This window comes from Kribbella sp. NPDC058693 (assembly GCF_042715335.1).
Classification (GTDB): Bacteria; Actinomycetota; Actinomycetes; order Propionibacteriales; family Kribbellaceae; genus Kribbella; species Kribbella jiaozuonensis.
In genome coordinates, this window is record NZ_JBHXSQ010000001.1 from 1622160 (window position 1) to 1642487 (window position 20328).

The window sequence follows — 20328 nt, forward strand, 5'->3', positions numbered from 1 at the left end:
TGATCATGACTTCAGACGCTGAGCGGGCCGACGAGAACCGGCTCGAGTCGCTCGGGGAAACGGTCGAAGCACCACCCAGCCATCGATGGTGGGCCCTGGCGGTGATCGCGATCGCTCAACTGATGGTGGTGCTCGACGGCACCGTCGTGACCATCGCGCTGCCATCGGCGCAACGCGACCTGGGCATCTCCGACGCCGACCGGCAATGGGTGGTCACCGCTTACACCGTCGCGTTCGGGGGCCTGCTGTTGCTTGGCGGACGGATCGCCGACTACACCGGTCGTAAGCGGATGTTCCTGGTCGGGCTGCTCGGGTTCGCCGCGGCGTCGGCGCTCGGTGGTGCGGCGCAGAACGGCGCAACGCTGTTCGGTGCCCGGGCCCTCCAGGGCGCGTTCGCAGCGCTCCTCGCGCCCGCAGCGCTGTCACTGGTCTCGGTGACCTTCACCGAGGTGAAGGAGCGGTCCCGGGCATTCGCCGTCTACGGTGCAATCTCAGGCGGTGGCTCCGCGATCGGCCTGATCCTCGGCGGCACGCTGACCGAGTACGCATCGTGGCGCTGGTGCCTGCTGATCAATGTGCCGATCGCGATCGCCGCCTTCATCGCCGGCACGATCCTGGTCACCGAGAGCAAGTCCGCGGGCGGAGGCTCGTACGACATCCCGGGCGCGATCCTCGGCACGGCCGGACTGGTCGCCCTCGTGTATGGATTCACCCAAGCGGCCAAGACCGGCGTCGGCTGGCTCTCGATCGAAGTGATCGGCTATCTCGTGGGCGCCCTCATCCTGCTGGTCGCGTTCGTGCTCGTCGAGTTGCGTACGACGAGCCCGCTGTTGCCGATGCGGGTGGTACTCGATCGCAATCGCGGCGGCTCGTACCTCGCCTCGCTGCTCGTCTTCGCCGGGCTGTTCGCAATGTTCCTGTTCCTGAGCTACTACTTCCAGTACAACCTGGGCTACAGCGCACTCAAGTCGGGCATCGCGTTCCTGCCGTTCAGCATCGGCATCATCGTCACCTCGGGCGCAGTGTCGGCCGTGCTGCCGCGCACCGGCCCCAAACCACTCATGCTGATCGGGCTCGCCATGGTTGCAATCGGCCTGGGCACCTTCACGTTCATCTCCGACAACAGCAGTTGGGCTCCCCATGTTCTGCCCGGAGAACTACTGATGAGCATCGGCCTGGGCCTCGTGATCGTGCCGCTGTCGAGCCTCGCGCTCACCGGAGTGAACAACAATGACGCGGGAGTCGCCAGCGCGGTCCTCAACTCAACCCAACAAATCGGCGGATCCCTAGGTACCGCACTGTTGAACACCTTCTACGCGAGTGCGGTCACGTCCTATGTCGTTGCCCATCACCTCCCACCCTCCGCATTCAACCCACCCGCCGCAATCCACGGCTACCACGTCGCCTTCTGGATCGGGGCAGCTCTGATCACCGGAGCCTTCGTGGCCGTCCTACTCCTGGTCAAGGCCAGCAAGGACGACATCACCACCCAGCCCGACCCGGAGAGCAGCAGCACCTAGCCGGCGGGCGGCGGGTTCGGCGGAGAACCGGACCCGCCGCATAGTGCTACAGCGACTCTGCGGCCTCGCGGATGATGTCGAGGGTGGCCTTCGGCTGCGACAGCATCGGGACGTGGCTGGAGTCCAGCTCGAAGGTCTTGGCCCCCATCCGCTTGGCTGAGTCGCGCTCGAGCTGCGGCTGGACGGTCTGGTCGTTCGTGCCGACGATGGCCCAGCTCGGCTTCGTCCGCCACGCCGTTCCCTCGACCTTCTGGTCGAACAGGTCCGGAACCGGCGGCATCGCCGTCGCCCATACCAGCGCCTGCTCGGCCTCCGGCAGGTCGCCGGCGAAGAACGGTACGCCGGACTTGAGCAGCCAGATCCGGTCCTCGGCCACCTCGATGTGCTCGAAGATCGGGGTCTTGGGGTAGTTGTTCTGCTGACCTTGTGACGTCTCGTTCTCATCGGGTCCCAGCGCGGCGATGTAGACCAGCCCGCGAACTCGTTCGTCGATACCCGCGTTGGTGATCAGGGTGCCGCCGTACGAGTGGCCGACCAGCAGGACCGGATTCGACGCGCGCGCGACGTTGCGCCGTACGTTGGCGACGTCGTTCGCGAGGTTGTCGAGGGCGTGCTCCGAGGCCAGGCACTCGTAGCCCTCGGCCTGGAGCGGCCCCATCACCTTGCTGAAGCACGAGCCATCGGCCCACAGACCATGAGCGAACACAATGCTTACGTTGCTTGCCATGCCGACTCTCCTCTCGAGTGCTGCGGCGGATGCCGCACCCTTCGAAAGTCGTCCTCCAGCGTTGCCCGGCATATCGCACAGGTAGGCGATCTCTTGTTCTAGGTTCCGTTGTCGTGCCGGTTGGCGAGCCGGGCCAGTTCGAACCGTGAACGAACCTGCACCTTCTCGAAGATGTGCCGAACGTGGGTGTTCACTGTGTGCAGAGAGACGAACAGCTGCTCGGCGATCTCTCGATTGGTGCAGCCGTCGACCACCAGTTGAGCGACCTGGGACTCCGTGGGAGTCAGCGCGTCCCATCCGCTGTGCACACCTGTTGACGGCAGAACGCGACGCCGTACTCCGTGTTCGCGCAGGCGACCGCGGACCCGCCCGGCGAGCCGGGTCGCGCCGATCCCGACCGCGAGGTCGAGTGCTTCGTTGAGCATCTCGATGCCGTCCGCCGTCGAGCCCTCTGCGAGCAGCGCGCACGCGTAGTCCTCCAGCAGGCTGGCAAGGGCCAGTGGTCTTCCCGCGGAACGCATCAGCGGCACGGCCTTGGCCAGCTCGGCCGACGAATGGGTGATCAGTCCTTGCAGGTGGTGAACGCAGGCGGCGATCGAGCTGACATCGGGGTTGAGGCGCAGGCGTTCGATCGCGCCGGCCAGCGTTTCGGACACGAGTTCGTCATCGCCGACAGCGAGTCCGATCCTCACGACCTCCGCGTCACTCGCGATGTCGTGCGGGTACAGACGTCGGGAGTACGGCGCCTCGGCGTCCCAGACCAGCCTCAGCCACTTGTGGGGTTGCCCGATCTGCCCGTGAGCGTTCGCGTGCGCGGCGAGGCCCCACGCCGCGTGAGCGCGGATCGCGGGCGAGGTCGAGTTGATCATCGCCTCGCACATGCGGACCGTTTCGCGGCTGCCCCACTCGTCGGCGGTGTGGACCCGGAGAAAGGCCAGACTGGACAGGTTGGCCGCATCGATGACGCCGCCGACAACGGCTCCGTCGACCAGCGAGACATGGCCCTCGAGAGCCGCGACGGCGTCCGGCAGCCGGCCTGACTGAAGCTTGACGATGCCCGTCAGGGTCTCGAACGTGGACAAGGCCCAGTGCTGCCGATCGCGACGGGCAGCGCGCGCACCCTCCTCAGCGACGGCGATCGCTTCATCAAATCGGTCCATCGCTGCGAGCAACCAGCCACGGAAGTACGCCGCGAGCCGTGCCCGGACATCCTCCGAGGTACCACGCACGATCGCCGCATCGAGCCGGGCCAGCCCTCTGGAGAACTCGAGCTGCTGGTAGTCCAAGCCTGCACTGGCCAGATCCATCGCGAACTCGGCTTCCTGGCTGCCGCATTCTCGCGCTGCCGCCTCCGCCGCAGACAGCTTGCCGACCGCCTCGGCGACTCGGCCACCAACCACCAGGTTGTGCACCTCTGCGGCCATCAGCTCGGCATGGAGGTCGCTAGGCAGATCGGGCAGCGCCAGCCCGTGCCGTGCGTTCTCCACCCGAATGTCCGGCGACAACCCGAACATGCTCGCAATCCGCAGCCGCATCTGGGCTTGTTGAGCGGGCGGAAACGTCTGACGCAGCACGGTATCGACGTACCGCTTCGCCTCGTCGCGGATGCCGGCGGCGAACAGCGAGACAGCTCGCCGACCGACCAGCGGTCCTCGAAGTTCATGACGCTCCGGCATGAGCAGCAATGCGCGCTCGGCCAGCTCAGCCGACATCGCGGGGTCGGTGATCCCCAATGCTTCAGCTGCATCGGCCAGCACTCCGATCGCAACTGAGTCTCCGAACGAGGCGCTCTCAGCCACCTGTGCCGCCACTTCCACCGGAAGCGCTCCGCGACGAAGGAGAACGTCGGCCCCTTCACGATCCAAGGCCCGCCTGACGGCTGTAGGCACGCTCGCGCGTACGGCGTCACGTACCAGATCGTGCACGAACGACAACCGGTCGTCGCTCTCGGCGAGGATGTCGGCCTCCATGAGAACCCGGATCGGCGTCACCAGGTCGGGGACAGACATACCCGTCATCGCCGCGATGTCGGCCACCGTGAACCGGCGCCCCAGGGCCGCGGCGCAGGTCGCAATCCGCTCGGAGACCTCGGACATCCGGGCCAGTCGCAGTCGCATGCCGTCGCTGACTCGGCTCGGAAGTCGGTCCTCGACCAGGGTCACCTGCCCCTCCGCGGTCGAAAGGTTGCCCTCGGCAGCTAGTCCACGGACGACGTCGACCAGAAGGAACGGGTTTCCGTTGACCGACCGCAGCAACTTCAGCAGCGCCTCGTCCGGCGTGGCGTCCAGGAGGTCTGCGGCGATGGAGGCGATCGCGTCGTAGTCGAGAGGGCCCAGATGAAGGGTGGTGGCGCCGGCGTCCACGAGGGCAACGATCGTGGATTGAAGAGAAGCCGACTCTTGGCCGGGTCGTAGCGTGAGCACCCACGCGATCGGCGTACCCGCGAGTCGAGCGGACAGCACTCTCAGAGCCGCCGCCGTACCCGAGTCGGCCCACTGCAGGTCGTCCAGCACGATCAGCACCGGCGCCGATGCGGCCACTTCCTCGAGCAGCGTCTGAATCTCCTGGAGCAGCCAGAATCGCTGTTCGGGAGCCGCGTAAACCTGTCGGAGACTCGACCGGTCCAGCAACGGCGCATCGTGCTCGAACAACGCCTCGAACAACGGCGCGAGTTCGACCACCCGCTGGGTCGGGTCGGCCATGCCCCGCCCCGTGCGGAACCCCCGGGCGGCGGCCCGGACCCACGCGGCCTGCAGCAGCCGGGTCTTGCCCATGCCAGGACCGCCCTCGATCACGGTCACCGAACCACGGCCGGACACGGCATCGGCAAGCGCCTGGTCGAGCACGGCGAGTTGATCGTCCCGGCCACGAACTGGAAGCGATGGAACAACAGTCACGCCTAGCGCCTCGCTTTCACCGAGGGACAATCCTCCCGCCGCTTAGCGGAGAGTGTCGAGCTTCTGCCTGGGCCCGTCAGACACCCAGCCGAGCTGCGAGGCGGCAACGGCATCAGATCGGTGGTCGGACTGACAAGCGCTCAACCACGGCGTACACGAATTGTGACTAAGCCATCGCGCGTAGCCGCGATCTGGCTCCCCTCTCGACGAACAACGGCACGAAATCCCGAATCGGAACATCGTCGAACTCGGGGCGCGACTGACTGACGACCTCGGCGACCTCATCCACGGACACCCGCGGGAACTGCTTGGCCAGCCGGTCGATCACCTCGGTGATTGCACGGTCCTCATCTGACCTATCCATCTACACACCATGTCGTCTCAGCCAGACCCAGACAAGCCTCATCCACATTTGACCGACTTGAAGACCGACAAGGGTCGGCTGGTCGTGGATGAGTACCTCCAGGTGCCCGGCCATCCTGAGGTGTTCGCGTGCGGTGACGCGGCCGCCGTACCGGACCTGACCCGGCCCGGTGAGGTCACCCCGATGACGGCACAACACGCCCAACGACAGGGCAAACAGGCCGCCGACAACATCGCGGCAAGCTTCGGGACCGGAATCCTGCAGCCTTACCGCCACGAAGACCTCGGCTTCGTCGTCGACCTCGGCGGCACCCAGGCAGCCGCCAGCCCGCTGCACGTACCGCTGGCCGGCCTCCCCGCGAAGGTCGTCACCCGCGGGTACCACCTGCTGTCGATGCCCGGCAACCGCGTCCGCACCGCCACCGACTGGTTCTTCGACGCCGTCCTGCCACGCCAGACCACCCAACTCGGCGTCATCCCAGCCGACCAGGTACCACTCGAGACCGCCTCACCAGAACAGGCCCACAGTCGACCCATCGTGCCGCTCGCTCAGATGTTGTTGCCATGTCGTCTGATTGGCCTGCAGTGGGACGGGAACCGGAGCGGTATGACCGTCAAGCTGAATGAGAAGGCGTTCGAACACGCGAAGCAGCTGGTCCGCAAAGGGCAGACGACCAAGGACGAGCGGGACGACTGGAGCGAGCACGCCCCGACCGCGGCCGAGCGGAACGCTTACCTGGACAAGCACGGCTGGAACGACTACAGCTTGTGGTTCCTCGGGGTCGACGACGACATGGACGAAGAGACCAAGGGGCACTACGAGTTCCCGTACGGCGACTTCCGCCGCGTCCACCGCTGCGGTGTGATCAGCGCCGAATCCCGCGCCGCGCAATACAAACACCCCGAAATCCAGCAGGCTCTGGAAAAGATCCACAAACTCCTCGACGGCGACCACGCCTGAGAATCGACGTCGCGCGGTCGCATCCTCACCCACGGCTGGCGCGGGTCCGTCGTCGAGGTCCTGGACGCAATCGAGCCGCCCGCCGTCAGCGAGCCTGCATGGCCGGTCTCGCCGCGCCAAGCGCCGGTCTCGGCGCCGTGGCTCTCGATGAACGCCGTTGCCCAGAGCGAACTCACTCACATCCGGTGCCCACCAGTCGCATCAAGCCGGGAGTTGGCGGAGAGTCTCCTTCACCACCTCGGTGAGGGCTGGGTGGATCCAATAGGGGCGCTCGGCAAGGGTCTTTGTATCGATGTCGAGTGCCATCGCCACGACGAGCGGCTGGATCAGTGTCGCCGCCTGTGGACCAATGATGTGTGCGCCGAGCAGGCGGCCCGTGGAACGGTTGGCGAGCAGCTTGCAGAAGCCAGTCGTGTCCTCCATCGCCCACCCGTACGCGACATCGGCGAACCGGGTGCTGGCGGCAACATAATCGCTTCCCGCGTCGCGAAGATCCTGCTCCGTCGAACCGACCGACGCGACCTGCGGATCGGTGAACACGGCCGCCGGTACTACCTCATGGTCCGTCGCACACAGATCGTCGGGATGACGCAGGTTGTGCGCAACCACCTCGGCCTCCCGGTTCGCGACATGCTTGAGCGGGTACGCCGAGCAGACGTCGCCCAGCGCGTAGACCCCGTCGACCGTGGTGCGCTGGTACTTGTCCACCACGATGCGGCCGTCGTCGTGCGTGCTGATCCCGGCCTCGGCCAGCTCCAGCTTGTCCGAGTTCGGCGTACGGCCCACAGCGACGAGGAGAGCATCCGCGGTCAGCGTCGTACCGTCGTCAAGGTGCAGCAGTAGCGCGCCGGGTTCGCCGTCCAGCTTGGTCAGTTCGCGACCAAGGTGCAGCTCGAATCGATGCCGCGCAAGATCGGTGTAGGCCTGCGCCACGGATTCGTCCTGCGGTCCGAGCAGCTGGTCCGCCTGCTCGATGATGACGATCTCGCTGCCCGCAGCAGCGAAGACGTGCGCGAACTCCGCCGCGATGTAGCCGCCCCCGAGGATCGCCAGCCGCCGCGGCGGAGCCTCGATCCGCATGATCGTGTCCGACGTCTCGTACGGCAGACCCGACGCCGCAACGGGCGGCGGTACCAGCGGACGCCCGCCGGCCGCGATCACGATCTGATCGGCCTCCACCGAGACCGACTCCGCACCCAGCTCGATCTGCAACCTTCTCGTCCCGAGGAAGCGAGCGTGTCCCGGATACACCGTTACGAAGTCGCTCGCCTCGCGACCAGCACGCCCCTTCGCCTCATCCGCATCGATCCGTGCGAAGACGCGGTCCCGAAGCTCGGTCCAGCGCAATCCCAGCTGCTCGGCATCGACGTCGTACCGCGCTGCCCCGCGGACGGTATCTGCGACCTCGGCCGCATAGGCAAGCATCTTCGACGGGATACACCCGAAGTTCAAACAGGTCCCACCGAACCGACGCTCCTCCACGACGGCGACATCGAGCCCGCCAAAAGAGTCTCCGACAACCATGTTCCCGGACCCGGCCCCGATGACAACCACATGGTGATGCCTCATCCTCGGAGTCTAGATTGTCCGTTCTGCTGCAATCGTCGAGTTCACGTCATGGCGTGGGCGCCGAGAGTGACTTCCTTGATCAATCGCGAAGGCGCACTGTCCTGGCGACGAAGTACTGCTCGAACTCCCGGCTGGTCAGTGGCGCCTCAACGATGCGCTTCTCACGAAGCGCAAACCTGATCGGCCCTGCCCTCCTCGCATGAGCGCGCTCGCACGGCCATCGACTCGCGGCTCGGCCGGCTCTTCTCGCTCGCGACTTACGGAGCAGCGACGGAGCAGACGCCGAAATCGTACTCAGCTGACCTCGCCGAACAGCTGCCCGACCCAGACCACGAACTAGGCCCCTGACCTGCGGAAACACCCTTCCTAAGACGCTCTCCGCAGAGCGCTAATCCAGGTGCCTCAGCGGCCATGGCGTACATGTTCCAGTTCTACTCCGAGGACCACAAGCGCTTCACCGGCGACCGCGACGTCGCCAAGCATCGGGATGAGTTGAAGGCTTCGCAGGGCTGAGGTCAGCGGGGTGGGCGGAGTACGGCGAAGGGGTCTGTGACGGTTAGTTCGCGGGCAGCGAATTTGTAGACGGTGGCGGGGCGGCCGCCGCTTTGGCCGGGGGTGGCTCGGCGGTTCGTGGGGGCTATTACGTGCCGCCGGGTCAGGACCCGGGTGAGGTTGGTGGCGCCGAGCTCGTAGCCCAGGGCGGCGCCGAAGAGGTCGCGCAGCTCGGCGATGGTGAACTCCAGCGGAGCCAGCGCGAACCCGATGTTGGTGTACGACAGCTTGGCGCGCAGCCGCGCAACCGCGGCCTCGATGAAGAAGTGATGGTCGAACGCGGTCGGCGGCAGCTCGTCGACCGCGTGCCAGACCGTGTCGGCCGGCAGTACCGGGCGTACGTCGGACGGGACCAGGCCGAGATAACCCGTCGCCAGCACGCGGGCCCGCGGATCACGGTCGATCGCGCTGTGCGTCGCCACCTGCTCGAGGTGTGCGACGTCGCGTACGTCGACCTTCGCCGCGAGGTGCGCGGTGATTGCCTCCCGCAGCCGCTGCGCGGGCTCGACCCCGCCGCCGGGAAGCGCCCAGCGGCCGCGGAACGGGCTCCGGGCGCGCTTCCACAGCAGGACGCACAACCTGCCGTCGCGGACCGACAGAACGATGGCGAGCGCTTCGTGCGGGTAACTGGGGAAGTTAACCGGATCACCTTTCTTGGCTGCGGGCACGCCGCCGATGGTAGCGTGCACCTAGTTATCGCCTGTCAGGCGAAAACATGGCTGACGCAGACGGAGATGAACCCGTGCAACTGACGACAGAGACGATCCGGACCGCAGTACTGGCCGCACTGGCCGAGGATCAGGCGGCGGACGACGTCACCACGCGATGGAGTGTCCCGGCAGACCTGCGGGTCGAGGCCACGATGATCGCCAAGCAGTCGGGCCGCGTGGCCGGACTTCCGCTGGTAGAAGGCGTGTTCGCGGCCGTCGACCCCGACGTCTCGGTGGAACTCGTGGTCGCGGACGGCGATCCGGTCGTCCCGGGGCAACTGCTGGCAAGGTTGAGCGGGTCAGCACGGTCGATCCTCACCGGCGAGCGGGTGGCGCTGAACTTCGTCCAGCGGATGTCGGGTATCGCGACCCTCACGGCGGCCTTCGTGACTGCGATCGGGGCGCACCCGGTCCGGCTCCTCGACACCCGCAAGACAGCGCCCGGCCTCCGGGCCACGGACAAGTACGCCGTGAGCTGCGGAGGCGGCACGAATCACCGCCTCGATCTGGCCGCGATGGTGCTGCTGAAGGAGAACCACCTCGCCGCGGCCGGCGGCGTCCTCCCGGCCGTTCGCCGGGTCCGCGACGGCATGACCGCGGAAGGCCGGGAGATGGCGATCGAGGTCGAGGTCACGACCGCCGAGGAAGCCCGCCAGGCGCTGGACTGCCAGGTCGAGTGGATCCTGCTCGACAACATGTCGGCCGAGGAAATGGTCCAGATCGTCGAGCGGCGCAACGCCTCCGGCTCCGACGCACGGCTCGAGGCCTCCGGCACCGTCACGCTCGACACCATCACCGGCGTCGCCGCCACCGGTGTCGACGCCGTCTCGGTCGGCGCCCTGACCCACTCCCCCGCCGCACTCGACATCAGCCTGCTCGTGGCTTAGTCGTCCCCAGTTATCGCCTACCAAGCGAAATCTCTCGAGAGAAGGACCTGTTGTGACCGTTGGCACAGCAATCACATGGCAGGAAGAGGTACGCCGCCTCGCCCGCGAGCGGGATGCCGTCGTACTCGCCCACAACTACCAGGAACCGGCGATCCAGGACGTCGCCGACCACGTCGGCGATTCCCTCGCGCTGTCGCGGATCGCGGCGAGTACGGACGCGTCCACGATCGTGTTCTGCGGCGTGCACTTCATGGCGGAGACCGCCAAACTGCTCAGCCCGGACAAGACCGTGCTGATCCCGACTGCCCAGGCGGGCTGCTCGCTCGCGGACACCATCGACGCCGATCAGCTGCGGGCCTGGAAGGCCGAGCACCCCGGCGCTGCGGTGGTCGCCTATGTCAACACCAGCGCCGCAGTGAAGGCCGAGGCCGACGTCTGCTGTACGTCGTCCAACGCGGTGGAGGTGGTGAACTCGATCCCGGCGGACCAGCCGATCCTGTTCCTGCCCGACCAGTTCCTCGGCGCGCATGTCCGGCGGCAGACCGGCCGGGACAACATCGAGGTGTGGATGGGCGAGTGCCATGTGCACGCCGGCATCACCGCGGCCGACCTGCGCGCTCAGGTGGCGGCCGATCCCGAGGCCGAGGTCCTCATCCACCCCGAGTGCGGCTGCGCGTCGTCGGCGGTCTGGCTCGCGGGCGTCGGTGACCTGCCGGCCGAGCGGACCCACATCCTGTCCACCGCCGGCATGCTGGACACCGCTCGCGAACTGACCTCGAAGACGGCCCTGATCGCGACCGAGATCGGCATGCTCCACCAGCTTCGCAAGGTCAACCAGCAGACGAACTTCGTGCCGGTGAACCCGAAGGCCTCGTGCCGGTTCATGAAGATGATCACCCCGGAGCTGCTGGTGCGGTGCCTGCGCGAAGGACGCGACGAGATCCAGCTCTCGCCCGAGATCATCGAGCGGGCCCGGCAGTCGGTCGAGCGGATGGTTGCCATCGGCAAGCCTGCGGGTGCCCGATGACGCGCGCCGTGGACGTCGTCGTCATCGGCTCCGGCGTCGCGGGCCTGTCGACCGCGCTCGGTCTCGCGGCGACCCGCGAGGTGCTGCTGCTCAGCGCGGGCGACGGCAGCACCCCCTGGGCGCAGGGCGGCGTTTCGGCGGCGTACGGCGAGGACGATCCGCTAGACCACGCCCACGACACCGACGTCGCCGGCGCGGGCTTCTGCGATCCCCGCAACGTACGGGCGTTGGTCGAGGAAGGACCGCAGCGGGTTGCCGAGCTGATCGCCCACGGGGCGCGCTTCGACCGCAACGCCGACGGATCGCTGTCGAGGACGTTGGAGGGCGGTCACAGCCGTCCCCGGATCGTGCACGCCGGCGGTGACGCCACCGGCGCGGAGGTGCATCGGGCGCTCCGTATCGCCCTCGAGCGGACCGGTGTACGGACGATGACCGGACGGACCGTCGGGCTGGTCCAGTCGAACTCCGGGAGCATCGTCGGCGTGCTGGTCGACACCGGCACGCAGACCGAGCAGATCGACGCGCGCGCCGTCGTGCTGGCCACCGGCGGTATCGGCAACGCGTACCTGGCCAGCACCAATCCGTCGACGGTGCGCGGCGACGGCATCGCGCTGGCGCTGCAGGCGGGCGCGTCGGTGGTGGACATGGAGTTCGTCCAGTTCCACCCGACCGTGCTCTACACCGGCGAGACCAGTGGCCAGTTGCCTCTGGTCACCGAGGCGGTCCGCGGTGAAGGCGCCGTATTGCGCGACATCCACGGCCGCCGGATCATGGACGGACTGCACCCGCGGGCCGACCTGGCCCCGCGGGACATCGTCGCGCGGGCGATCGAGTCGACGATGCGGCGGGACGGATCCAATCATGTCTGGCTTGATGCGACCGGGGTCGCGCCCGACGTACTGCGCCGGCGGTTCCCGACCGTGCTGGCCTCCTGCGCGCGCATCGGCGTGGACCTGCTGACCGAGCAGATTCCGGTCGCGCCGGCCGAGCACTTCCTCTGCGGCGGCGTTCGGACCGACCGCAACGGCGCCACCGAGGTACCGGGCCTGTACGCCGTCGGCGAGGTCGCGGCGACCGGCGTACACGGGGCCAACCGGCTCGCGTCCAACAGCCTGCTGGAAGGTCTGGTCTTCGGTCGGCGGGTCGCAACGGCCCTGACCCTCGACCTCCCGGCGCGGGACCGCGGTCGCACGCACGAGCTCGCACTCGGCGAGGATCGCGACTCGGAGCGGATCCGCACGATCCTGACCAAGTACGCCGGTATCCGCCGCGACGGCGCCGGCCTGAACGCTGCCGCGGACGAGCTCGAGTCCGCGGGCACCGGGCCGCTCGCGACGGTGGCACGATCCGTCGTCGCGGCAGCAACAGCCCGGCAGGACAGCCGCGGCTGCCACTGGCGCTCCGACCATCCGCACCCCGACGACCGATGGGACGACCACATCGCCGTACGCCTCGACGAAGCCGGGACGACCCCGGAAATATCCAACATGTTTCTGTCCTACGCCGCCCAAAAATAACAATGCACGAGCAATAGGAAATGTATTCTCCGGCTCACCCTAGGTGATATTCGAGGCTATTCCGAGACGGTTCCGTTCTGCTATTTATCACTGCCGGTACGAGCGCGATCGGCGTCGAGTAATCGATTGATTCGATTAACCAGAAATTCGTGCGAGACATCGTGGAGGCGTCTGGCCGTACCCGGGTACAGCGGTTAACCTCTCCGTCGTGTCAGGGGTTTTGCGGGGCAGGTGGGGGAAACTCTGGACGGCCGTCGTCGGGCCGCGGAGCAGGGGGAGGGATTCGTCGGTGCGCGACCCAGACGTCGAGTTCAAAGTTGTTGTCACCGGCCCCTTCGGGGTAGGCAAGACGACTTTTATCCAGCACATCTCCGGCGTCCCCGTCGTCGGCACCGAGGAGGCGACGACGGGTGACGAGGCAGAGCTGAAACCGACGACGACCGTCGGGCTGGAGCACGGGCATTTCGACGTACACGGTGATCAACTGTCGACCCGGCTGCTGCTGTACGGCACCCCCGGCCAGGACCGGTTCCGGTTCATGTGGGACGTGGTTGCCGAGGGCGCCGACGCCTGCGTGGTCCTGGTCGATGTCGCCAATCCCTCGACCTGGCCCGACGCGGCACGGATCCTGGACTTCTTCCACGACAAGCCGATCACCGCGCTCGCCGTCGGCGCCAACCGCGGGGTCGAGATACCGGTGGCGGTCGACATGCTGCGCGAGTTCCTGGCGACCGACGTCACCGTCGTGCCGTGCAATGTCATCGACGAGCGTTCCGCGCGGCACCTGCTGGTGTCGCTGCTGACGTCGCTGGCGCGGAGCGAGAGCCGCTCCTGCGCATGAGTGCCGAATCCTTCACGCCGTACATCGGCGACACCGCTACCGTGCGGAATCTGCTGGACGCCAAGCTGCGCTCGATCACCGGCGTGACCGGCCTGCTGCTGGCCGGGGCCGACGGCCGGCCGGTCGCCCATGTCCTCGACCCGGAGCGGGCCAACGCGGCCGCGGCGGTGTGCGCGGCGTCGGTGTCGCTCGGCCAGCGGCTCGCCGACTTCGTCGGCCCGGGCCGGCTGAGCGAGCTCACCGTCCGCAGCCCCGACGGGTACGTGCTGCTCTATGCGGTCGGCGACCGGCACGTGCTGATGATCATTACCGTCGCGAGCGCGAACATCGCGCGCATCCATCTCGCCTGCCGGGACCTGCGTCAGGAGCTCACCGGCGAGGCCGTCCCCGACCCGACCGAACCCGACTGATCCACCAGTCGGCCCGTCCAACGATGCCGGCCGCACCGTGCTGCCGGCGTGACAACCGCAAGGAGAACCGATGCTCTCGGAGCAGCAGACGATCCAGATCCTGGCCGACCTCGGCGCCTCGATGCCCGGCTTCATCGCCGCGGCACTCGTCGACCTCGACTCGGGAATGACGATCGGCATGTACTCGAAGAACGACGGTTTCGACCTGTCGGCGGCGAGCGCCTACAACAGCGAGATGGTCAAGCAGAAGCGCAAGATCATGGCCGCGCTGAACCTCGACATGCAGCTCGAGGACATGCTGATCACGCTCACCGACCAGATCCACCTGATCCGGCTGGTCAGCCCGACGTCGTTCGTCTACCTCGCCGCGGACCGGTCGCAGGCGAACCTCGCGATCGTGCGTGCCGGCATGGCCCGCTACAACGACGCGCTGGCCGCCTGACTCGCCCGCGAACCCAGGAGGGGCACGTGCACGACGATCACGATGCGGGCGGCGCCAGGCTGCCGTACCAGCTGCGCGCGGACACGCCCGACCACTTCGTGATCCTGGACTTCGAGGAGTGGAAGCTGATCGCGACCGCGTTCGGGGGTGCGCCGCAGCTGCTCGACGCCGGCGCGGACGAGACCGTCGTACGGCGGCTCGTCGAGCGCGGCGTGCTCGAACAGGTCGACCGGCGGACCGTCGAGCGCGGACCGGTGGGGCGCCGATCGCGGGGCTTCTCCCGGGAGGACACGCCGATGGAGGCCGCGACGGGTCTCGGCGGCGAGCAGCCGGCCGCCGTACCGCCGGCTGCTTATCCAGAAGTGCCCGCCGACGATCCGGGCTACTCGACACCGGACCCGGAGGACGAGCGGTGGGCGCCGGGGTACGACTCGGAGGAGCCGGAGACGCCGCCGGCTCCATGGGCCCTGACCGACCCGCCCGCCGAACCGACTCCGGCGGCCACGGCCGAGGACGACCGCCGTCGCGCCCTGGAAGACCTGCTGCGCATCCTCTCCAGGTGAGAGACCGGGGCCGGCCTACTCGGTGAACTTCTCGTGGGCGGCCATCGCGGCGCCGACGATGCCGGCGTTGTTGAGCAGCTGGGCCGGCTTCACCGGGGTGTTGAGCTCGAGCAGCGGCACCCATTTCTCGGCGTTCCTGCTGACCCCGCCGCCGACCACGAACAGGTCGGGGGTGAACAGGTTCTCCACGTGCCGAAGGTAGCGCTGCACCCGCTTGGCCCAGTGTTTGTAGGACAGACCCTCGTTGTCCTTCGCCGCCGAGGAGGCCTTCGTCTCCGCGTCGTGCCCGTCCAGCTCGAGGTGACCGAGCTCGGTGTTCGGCACGAGCTGACCGTCGAGCAGCAGCGCGCTGCCGATACCGGTGCCGAAGGTGAGCAGGATGACCACGCCGTCGACGTCCTTGGCCGCGCCGAACCGGGCCTCGGCGATGCCGGCCGCGTCCGCATCGTTGAGCACGGTCACGTCGCAGTGGGTGCTGTCGGTGAGGACCTTGTCGACGTCGGTCCCGATCCAGCTCTTGTCGACGTTCGCGGCGGTCTTGGCGACCCCGTGCTGGATCACGGCCGGGAACGTCGCACCCAGTTCACCGGTCCACCCGGCTTGCTCGACCAGTCGCGCCACGACCTCGGCGACGAGCCGAGGGCTGGACGGATTGGGCGTCAGGTACTTGATCCGCTCCGTGGCCAGGTCGCCTTTCTCCAGGTCGACGACGGCTCCCTTGATCCCGCTGCCGCCGATATCGACCCCGAAAGCGGTCGACCTACTCGTCCTTGGCACCCTGATCTCCCCTCGCCCGTCGCACCGGAAAGCATCGCCAGTCTGCCATGCGCCTCGGACACAGTCGGCGACTGAGTAGTTGTACAGATCCGGCGCGGCGACCGCCGGCGGCAGGCTGCAGGCATGTCGAAGGTCTGGGTGTTGTGCGGAGCAGTGGTTGTCACCGTCGTCGCTGTCGTGCTCGTTGTGATCGCCGACGTGTCCCTGCAGGAGATCCTGTCGTTGTTCCTCGCCGTACTGTGCCTGCTCTGGCTGGTCCTGCTGCTGACCGTGCCGTGGAACCTGTCATTCCAGGCGCAGGCGCTGATCCACGAGATCCGGACGAGCCGCGCGCGCGGCATCGACGTACCGCCGGAACGGGAACCGGAAGCCCGACGTATCGCCGTCCGGATGCGCTGGTTCGCGATCGGCGCCCATCTCGTGTCCGCGGGAATCGTCGCCCTCATCACGGCTGTGTCGGGCGGCGCCATCGGGTACTACCTCGCCGGCCTCTACCTGGTCAGCACTTTCTTCCGGCCGGCCGGTGCGTACTTCGCCTACCTGCGCGACCGCATGACCAGCATGCTGCGCGACGTCAAACATCCCCGCGACGACCTGATCGAGACGCTCCACCGCCTGGAGACGCTGAAAGCCGACGTCGAGCTGCTGACCGACGAATCCGCCTGCCAAGCCCAGCGGCTCACCCATCTAGAACAGGCCTTGGCCGCCGCCGACACTCGCGCGACCGACCGAGACCGGGCGTTGAACGCCAAGGTAGACGCCCACGCCCGGCAGTTCGAACACTCCATCACCCGACTCACCGACAACCAGGAGGTCATCGCCGGCCTGAAAGCCTTCCTCCGGCTGGTTCGCGAGGAACCAGCCGGAGGACCTGGGCTATGAATTCCAGATCTGGAATTCGGAGAGTTGGGCGGCGGGCCAGCCGGAGTTGGCGGTGACGTTGAGGCGGAAGTAGCGCTGGGTGGTGGGGGTGATGGTGATGGTGACGGTGTTGTTGTTGCTGGGGGCAAGGGTGTAGGTGGCGGATTTGGCGACGGTGGTGAAGGTGGTGCCGTTGGTGCTGCCCTGGACCGAGAGGGTTTCGGTGCGGGCTCCCCAGGTGGCGGGGAGTTGGATGACGATGCGGCCCGCGGTGGCGGCGGAGCCCAAGTCGACCTGGACCCATTGGGGGAAGGCGTTGTTCGCGCTCTCCCAGTACGTCGACTGGCTGCCGTCGGTCACGTTGCTCGACGGGTAGACGTCGTTGTGGCTGGACTCGCTGGTGGGCTTGCCGGCGGCGAGGTTGGTGTTCGTGGAGCCGGCGCCGGTGCCGGACAGGGTGACCGCGGTCGGGCTGTTGGTCGCGTTGCTGTTGATCGTCAGCGTGCCGTTGCGGGTCCCTGAGGCGGTCGGCCGGAAGCTGACGTTGACCGTGCAGGAGGCGCCGACGGCGATCGTCGAGCAGTTGTTGGTCTGCGTGTATTCGCCCGAGACCGTGACGCCCGAGACCGAGGCGGCCAGGCTGCCGGTATTGGTCACGGTGACTGCCTGGGCGGCACTTGTCGTGTTGAGCGCCTGCGACGCAAAGGTGAGCGACGACGGGCTCGTGCTCAGGATCGGAGTGTTGATCGGGCTGCCACCGCTCGGGTACACCTCGAACTCCGACACCTGCCCGGCCGGCCAACCGCTGTTGCCGGTGATGTTGACCCGCACATACCGCGCGTTGGTTGCCGGGACGGTGATGTTCACGACGTTGGCGGGCGAGGTGAAGGTGTACGTCGCCGACGCGACCGGCGTGCTGAACGACGACCCGTCAGCGCTCGTCTGCACCGACAACGTCTGCGTCCGCGTGCCCCACGCGCTCGAAGGCGGCAGCTTCAGCGTCACCTTGCCGATGCTCTGCGCCGTACCGAGGTCGACCTGCAACCACTGCGGGAAGGCGTTGTTCGTGCTCTCCCAATAGGTGTTCGCGTCGCCGTCCGTCGCCGCGGCCGGGGTCTGCGTGCCGTTGACCTGGCTGCTGGCCGTGGCCGGCTTGCCACGCGCGAGGTTGGTGTCGGTCCCGATGCCGTTACCGGTAAGGGAAATCGTCGTCGGGCTGTTGTTCGCGTTGCTGGTCACCGCCACCGAGCCGGCCCGTGCTCCGGACGCGGTCGGGCGGAAGGTGACCGTGACCGTGCAGGATGCGCCGACGGCGAGCGTCGAGCAGTTGTTGGTCTGGCTGTAGTCGCCCGTGGCGGACACACCCGAGACCGACGCCGACGCCGTACCCGAGTTGGTGATCGTGACGGACTTGGTCGCGGACGAGCCTCCGACCGGAGTGTCCGGGAAGGACAGGCTGCCAGGGTTCGGGTTGAGGATCGGCCCGGGTGCGACGCCCGTACCCGAGAGCGAGACGGTGCTGGCCACGCCGGCGGCGGTCACCGTGAGGTTGCCAGACCGGTTCCCGGCGGCGGTCGGGCTGAAGGTCACGTTGACTGTGCAGGACCCACCGGCCGCGATGCTCGACCCGCAGTTGTTGGTCTGGCTGAAGTCACCGGTGACCGCGACCGAGCTGACGGGCGCCGCCGCCGTACCGCTGTTCGTCACGGTGACCGCCTGCGCCGCACTCGTCGACCCGGTCGCGACCGAGCCGAAGCTCAAAGCAGTAGGGCTGATCGAGATCTGCGATCCGTTGTCCGGCAGGTACGGCGGGAACGCCGGCGAGGTGATGTTCTGGCACTGACCGGGCGCGAAGATGCCCGAGTTACCGCCGCCATCGGTGAGGGTGAAGCCGACCCCGCAGCTGTAGATCGGTCCGGGTGCCTGTGTCCCGGTGGCGGTGCTGTTCGTGATCGTCGCCGAACCGCCGACCTGTTCCTGGACCACCCAGGTCCCGGTGTTCTGGATCGTCGCGTTGTTGATCTTGACGTTGCTGATGTTCGATCCGGAGACGAACTGGATCGCCTCGTACGGGCTCTGCTGGATCAGGATGTTGTCGACATTGGTCAGGCCCGACATCGCCCCGTCGCGCGCGTCGAACCAGAGTGCGCCGACCCCGAACTGCCAGTTCGGGTCGAGGCTCCCGGACCGGATGATCGTGTTCCGCAGTACGTCGGTCCGCCCGAGCGTTGTCGAACCGAAGCGCTGCGCGACATGGATCCCGCCGCCCTGGGTGAGGCCGGCGTCGATGACCCGGTTGTCGGTGACGAAGTTGTCGTGGCCGCCGTAGATGGCGATGCCGTTGGCAAGGATCGGGTACTGCACTGTGTTGTGGTCGAACGAGTCGTTCGCGTCGGCGTTCTGCTCAGCCCAGGTCGCGAGGCCGTCGTCACCGAGGTTGCGCAGATCGCTGTTGGTGACCTTGGAGTTCGTGACGCCGTTGTGGAAGTTCACGCCGTCGGCGGTGACGTTCCGGATCCGCAGCCCGCTCATCACCAGGTTGGTGAACGGCCCGTCCATCCAGGCGCCGACCTTCTCGTGCTCGATCCACACCCGGTCCACGGTCGAGTTGTTCAGCGCGCCGCCGATGCCGTTCACCTGCGCGCCGTCGTTGCGCTCCTGGACGTCACCGAAGATGGCGAAGTCCGACAGGTGTACGCCGCTGCTCGCGTTCGGCGCGTAGTTGCCGTAGAAACCCGGCGCCGCACCGACGACCGTCGAGCGCCACATGCCCGCGCCCTTGAAGGTGATGTTGTTCAGGATCAGGTGACCCGGGATCTTGAATGTTCCCTCCGGGATCCACACGGTGCCGCCCGCGCCGGCCGCGGCCATCGCCGCATTGAACGCGTTCGTGGAGTCCGCGGCACCCGTCGGGTCCGCGCCCTGACTCGTCACCGAGACCGAACCCGCCGGCTGGCTGAGCGCGCCCGCAACGTTCTCGAAGTCGGCGAAGTCGATCGTGTACGACGACGCCGTGTCCTCGGCGTCGACCTGCAACCGGAACTTCGTGCCGGCCGGATAGGTGGTCGTGAACAGCCGGTGCACCTCGTCGTAGAAGTGGTGCGGGTTGCTCCCCGGCGAGTTCGTGAACGGATAGCCGCCGTAGTACCAGCTGTACGCGTTGGTCAGGGTGAAGTTGGGCTGCTTGGTCCCGTTGACGTAGAGAGACAGCTGCGGCGTGTAGACCGACCCGGATCCGGTGTCCGGGATGCTGTAGCGGAAGACGATCGAGTTCGTCGCCGCGGGCGTCGTGAACTCGACGAACTTGCCCGTGCCCTGCAACGTGACGGCCTTGCGATACGACGCCTCGGCCGCCAGCGTGTTGTACGCCGCACTCGGGCCGATAACCGTCCCGTTCGTAGCAGCGTTCTCCGCCTGCACCTCGACGTACGGCAAGCTCGCGCCGACCCCGCCGGACGCGGCGGCCCACGCTGTCACGGGCGCGATCACCGCAAGACCGGCGGCGACCAGCCCACCGGCAGCGGCGAACACGCCGACGCGAGCCCTCCAGGACTTGATTGACCGGAACATGCGCTGCTCACTCTCGACGGGGGCGGATAGTCGATCGCACAGCCCGAATAGGACGGTGGGTGGCCAGACCGTAACGCAGCAGATACATCCACGCAATATCTCGATCGATCTCTGCAAGAAATCAACCTGGGGTA

At 67.4% G+C, this 20328-nt stretch carries 17 protein-coding genes; 10 read left to right on the top strand and 7 right to left on the bottom strand.

What is annotated here, in order from left to right; genetic code table 11:
* Nucleotides 1–5 precede the first annotated feature (5 nt).
* A complete protein-coding gene (locus ACFWUU_RS07775) occupies nt 6–1520 on the top strand; it encodes an MFS transporter (RefSeq protein ID WP_380173622.1) in 1515 nt (504 codons plus the stop codon).
* A 46-nt stretch (nt 1521–1566) separates the two neighbouring features.
* Here the strand turns inward: ACFWUU_RS07775 and ACFWUU_RS07780 are convergent, their stop codons facing one another.
* The 3 genes from ACFWUU_RS07780 to ACFWUU_RS07790 form a co-directional block, all read right to left on the bottom strand.
* Nucleotides 1567–2247 carry an alpha/beta fold hydrolase gene (locus ACFWUU_RS07780; protein WP_137253084.1) on the bottom strand — a complete coding sequence of 227 codons (681 nt, stop codon included), beginning with the start codon at nt 2245–2247 and terminating at the stop codon, nt 1567–1569.
* A 98-nt stretch (nt 2248–2345) separates the two neighbouring features.
* Nucleotides 2346–5144 carry an AAA family ATPase gene (locus ACFWUU_RS07785; protein ID WP_380173624.1) on the bottom strand — a complete coding sequence of 933 codons (2799 nt, stop codon included), beginning with the start codon at nt 5142–5144 and terminating at the stop codon, nt 2346–2348.
* 166 nt (nt 5145–5310) lie between these two features.
* The gene (locus ACFWUU_RS07790) at nt 5311–5508 is read right to left on the bottom strand and encodes a three-helix bundle dimerization domain-containing protein (RefSeq protein WP_380173626.1); all 198 of its coding nucleotides are present in this window, start codon (nt 5506–5508) and stop codon (nt 5311–5313) included.
* A gap of 48 nt (nt 5509–5556) precedes the next feature.
* On the opposite strand from ACFWUU_RS07790, the gene ACFWUU_RS07795 reads away from it, so the two are divergent.
* Complete coding sequence (locus tag ACFWUU_RS07795) at nt 5557–6468, top strand: FAD-dependent oxidoreductase (RefSeq protein ID WP_380173628.1); 912 nt, start codon at nt 5557–5559, stop codon at nt 6466–6468.
* Between the two features lie 201 nt (nt 6469–6669).
* Here the strand turns inward: ACFWUU_RS07795 and ACFWUU_RS07800 are convergent, their stop codons facing one another.
* Both ACFWUU_RS07800 and ACFWUU_RS07805 read right to left on the bottom strand, forming a co-directional pair.
* Nucleotides 6670–8037, bottom strand: a complete 1368-nt coding sequence (locus ACFWUU_RS07800; protein WP_380173630.1) for a mycothione reductase — start codon at nt 8035–8037, stop codon at nt 6670–6672.
* A gap of 515 nt (nt 8038–8552) precedes the next feature.
* Nucleotides 8553–9257, bottom strand: coding sequence for an NUDIX domain-containing protein (locus ACFWUU_RS07805; RefSeq protein WP_137253078.1), 705 nt, complete (start codon nt 9255–9257; stop codon nt 8553–8555).
* A gap of 74 nt (nt 9258–9331) precedes the next feature.
* On the opposite strand from ACFWUU_RS07805, the gene nadC reads away from it, so the two are divergent.
* The 7 genes from nadC to ACFWUU_RS07840 all read left to right on the top strand — a co-directional run bounded on the left by nadC (nt 9332) and on the right by ACFWUU_RS07840 (nt 14986).
* On the top strand, nt 9332–10186 hold the full coding sequence (gene nadC, locus ACFWUU_RS07810; protein WP_380173632.1) for a carboxylating nicotinate-nucleotide diphosphorylase: 855 nt from the start codon (nt 9332–9334) through the stop codon (nt 10184–10186).
* A gap of 52 nt (nt 10187–10238) precedes the next feature.
* Entirely contained in the window at nt 10239–11213 is a 975-nt protein-coding gene (gene nadA / locus ACFWUU_RS07815) for a quinolinate synthase NadA (protein WP_380173634.1), read from the top strand.
* The gene (nadB, locus tag ACFWUU_RS07820) at nt 11210–12730 is read left to right on the top strand and encodes an L-aspartate oxidase (protein ID WP_380173636.1); all 1521 of its coding nucleotides are present in this window, start codon (nt 11210–11212) and stop codon (nt 12728–12730) included. Before nadA ends, nadB begins: the two co-directional genes overlap by 4 nt.
* Before the next feature lie 289 nt (nt 12731–13019).
* Complete coding sequence (locus ACFWUU_RS07825; RefSeq protein ID WP_371407613.1) at nt 13020–13571, top strand: ATP/GTP-binding protein; 552 nt, start codon at nt 13020–13022, stop codon at nt 13569–13571.
* The gene (locus tag ACFWUU_RS07830; protein ID WP_380173638.1) at nt 13568–13981 is read left to right on the top strand and encodes a roadblock/LC7 domain-containing protein; all 414 of its coding nucleotides are present in this window, start codon (nt 13568–13570) and stop codon (nt 13979–13981) included. The genes ACFWUU_RS07825 and ACFWUU_RS07830 overlap by 4 nt, the downstream gene beginning before the upstream one ends.
* A gap of 70 nt (nt 13982–14051) precedes the next feature.
* Complete coding sequence (locus tag ACFWUU_RS07835; protein WP_137253072.1) at nt 14052–14423, top strand: hypothetical protein; 372 nt, start codon at nt 14052–14054, stop codon at nt 14421–14423.
* Nucleotides 14424–14449: 26 nt separating this feature from the next.
* Nucleotides 14450–14986, top strand: coding sequence for a hypothetical protein (locus ACFWUU_RS07840; RefSeq protein ID WP_380173640.1), 537 nt, complete (start codon nt 14450–14452; stop codon nt 14984–14986).
* Between the two features lie 15 nt (nt 14987–15001).
* Here ACFWUU_RS07840 and ppgK read toward each other — a convergent pair whose 3' ends face one another.
* Entirely contained in the window at nt 15002–15763 is a 762-nt protein-coding gene (gene ppgK, locus ACFWUU_RS07845; RefSeq protein ID WP_233714554.1) for a polyphosphate--glucose phosphotransferase, read from the bottom strand.
* A gap of 123 nt (nt 15764–15886) precedes the next feature.
* Here ppgK and ACFWUU_RS07850 point away from each other — a divergent pair, with 123 nt between their 5' ends.
* Nucleotides 15887–16645 (top strand): hypothetical protein, encoded by a 759-nt coding sequence (locus ACFWUU_RS07850; protein WP_380173642.1) that lies wholly within the window; start codon nt 15887–15889, stop codon nt 16643–16645.
* On the opposite strand, the gene ACFWUU_RS07855 is transcribed toward ACFWUU_RS07850, so the two are convergent.
* Nucleotides 16640–20194: a choice-of-anchor D domain-containing protein gene (locus ACFWUU_RS07855; protein ID WP_380173644.1), complete on the bottom strand. Its 3555-nt coding sequence runs from the start codon at nt 20192–20194 to the stop codon at nt 16640–16642. The two genes, ACFWUU_RS07850 and ACFWUU_RS07855, sit on opposite strands and share 6 nt — an antisense overlap.
* Nucleotides 20195–20328 lie beyond the last annotated feature (134 nt).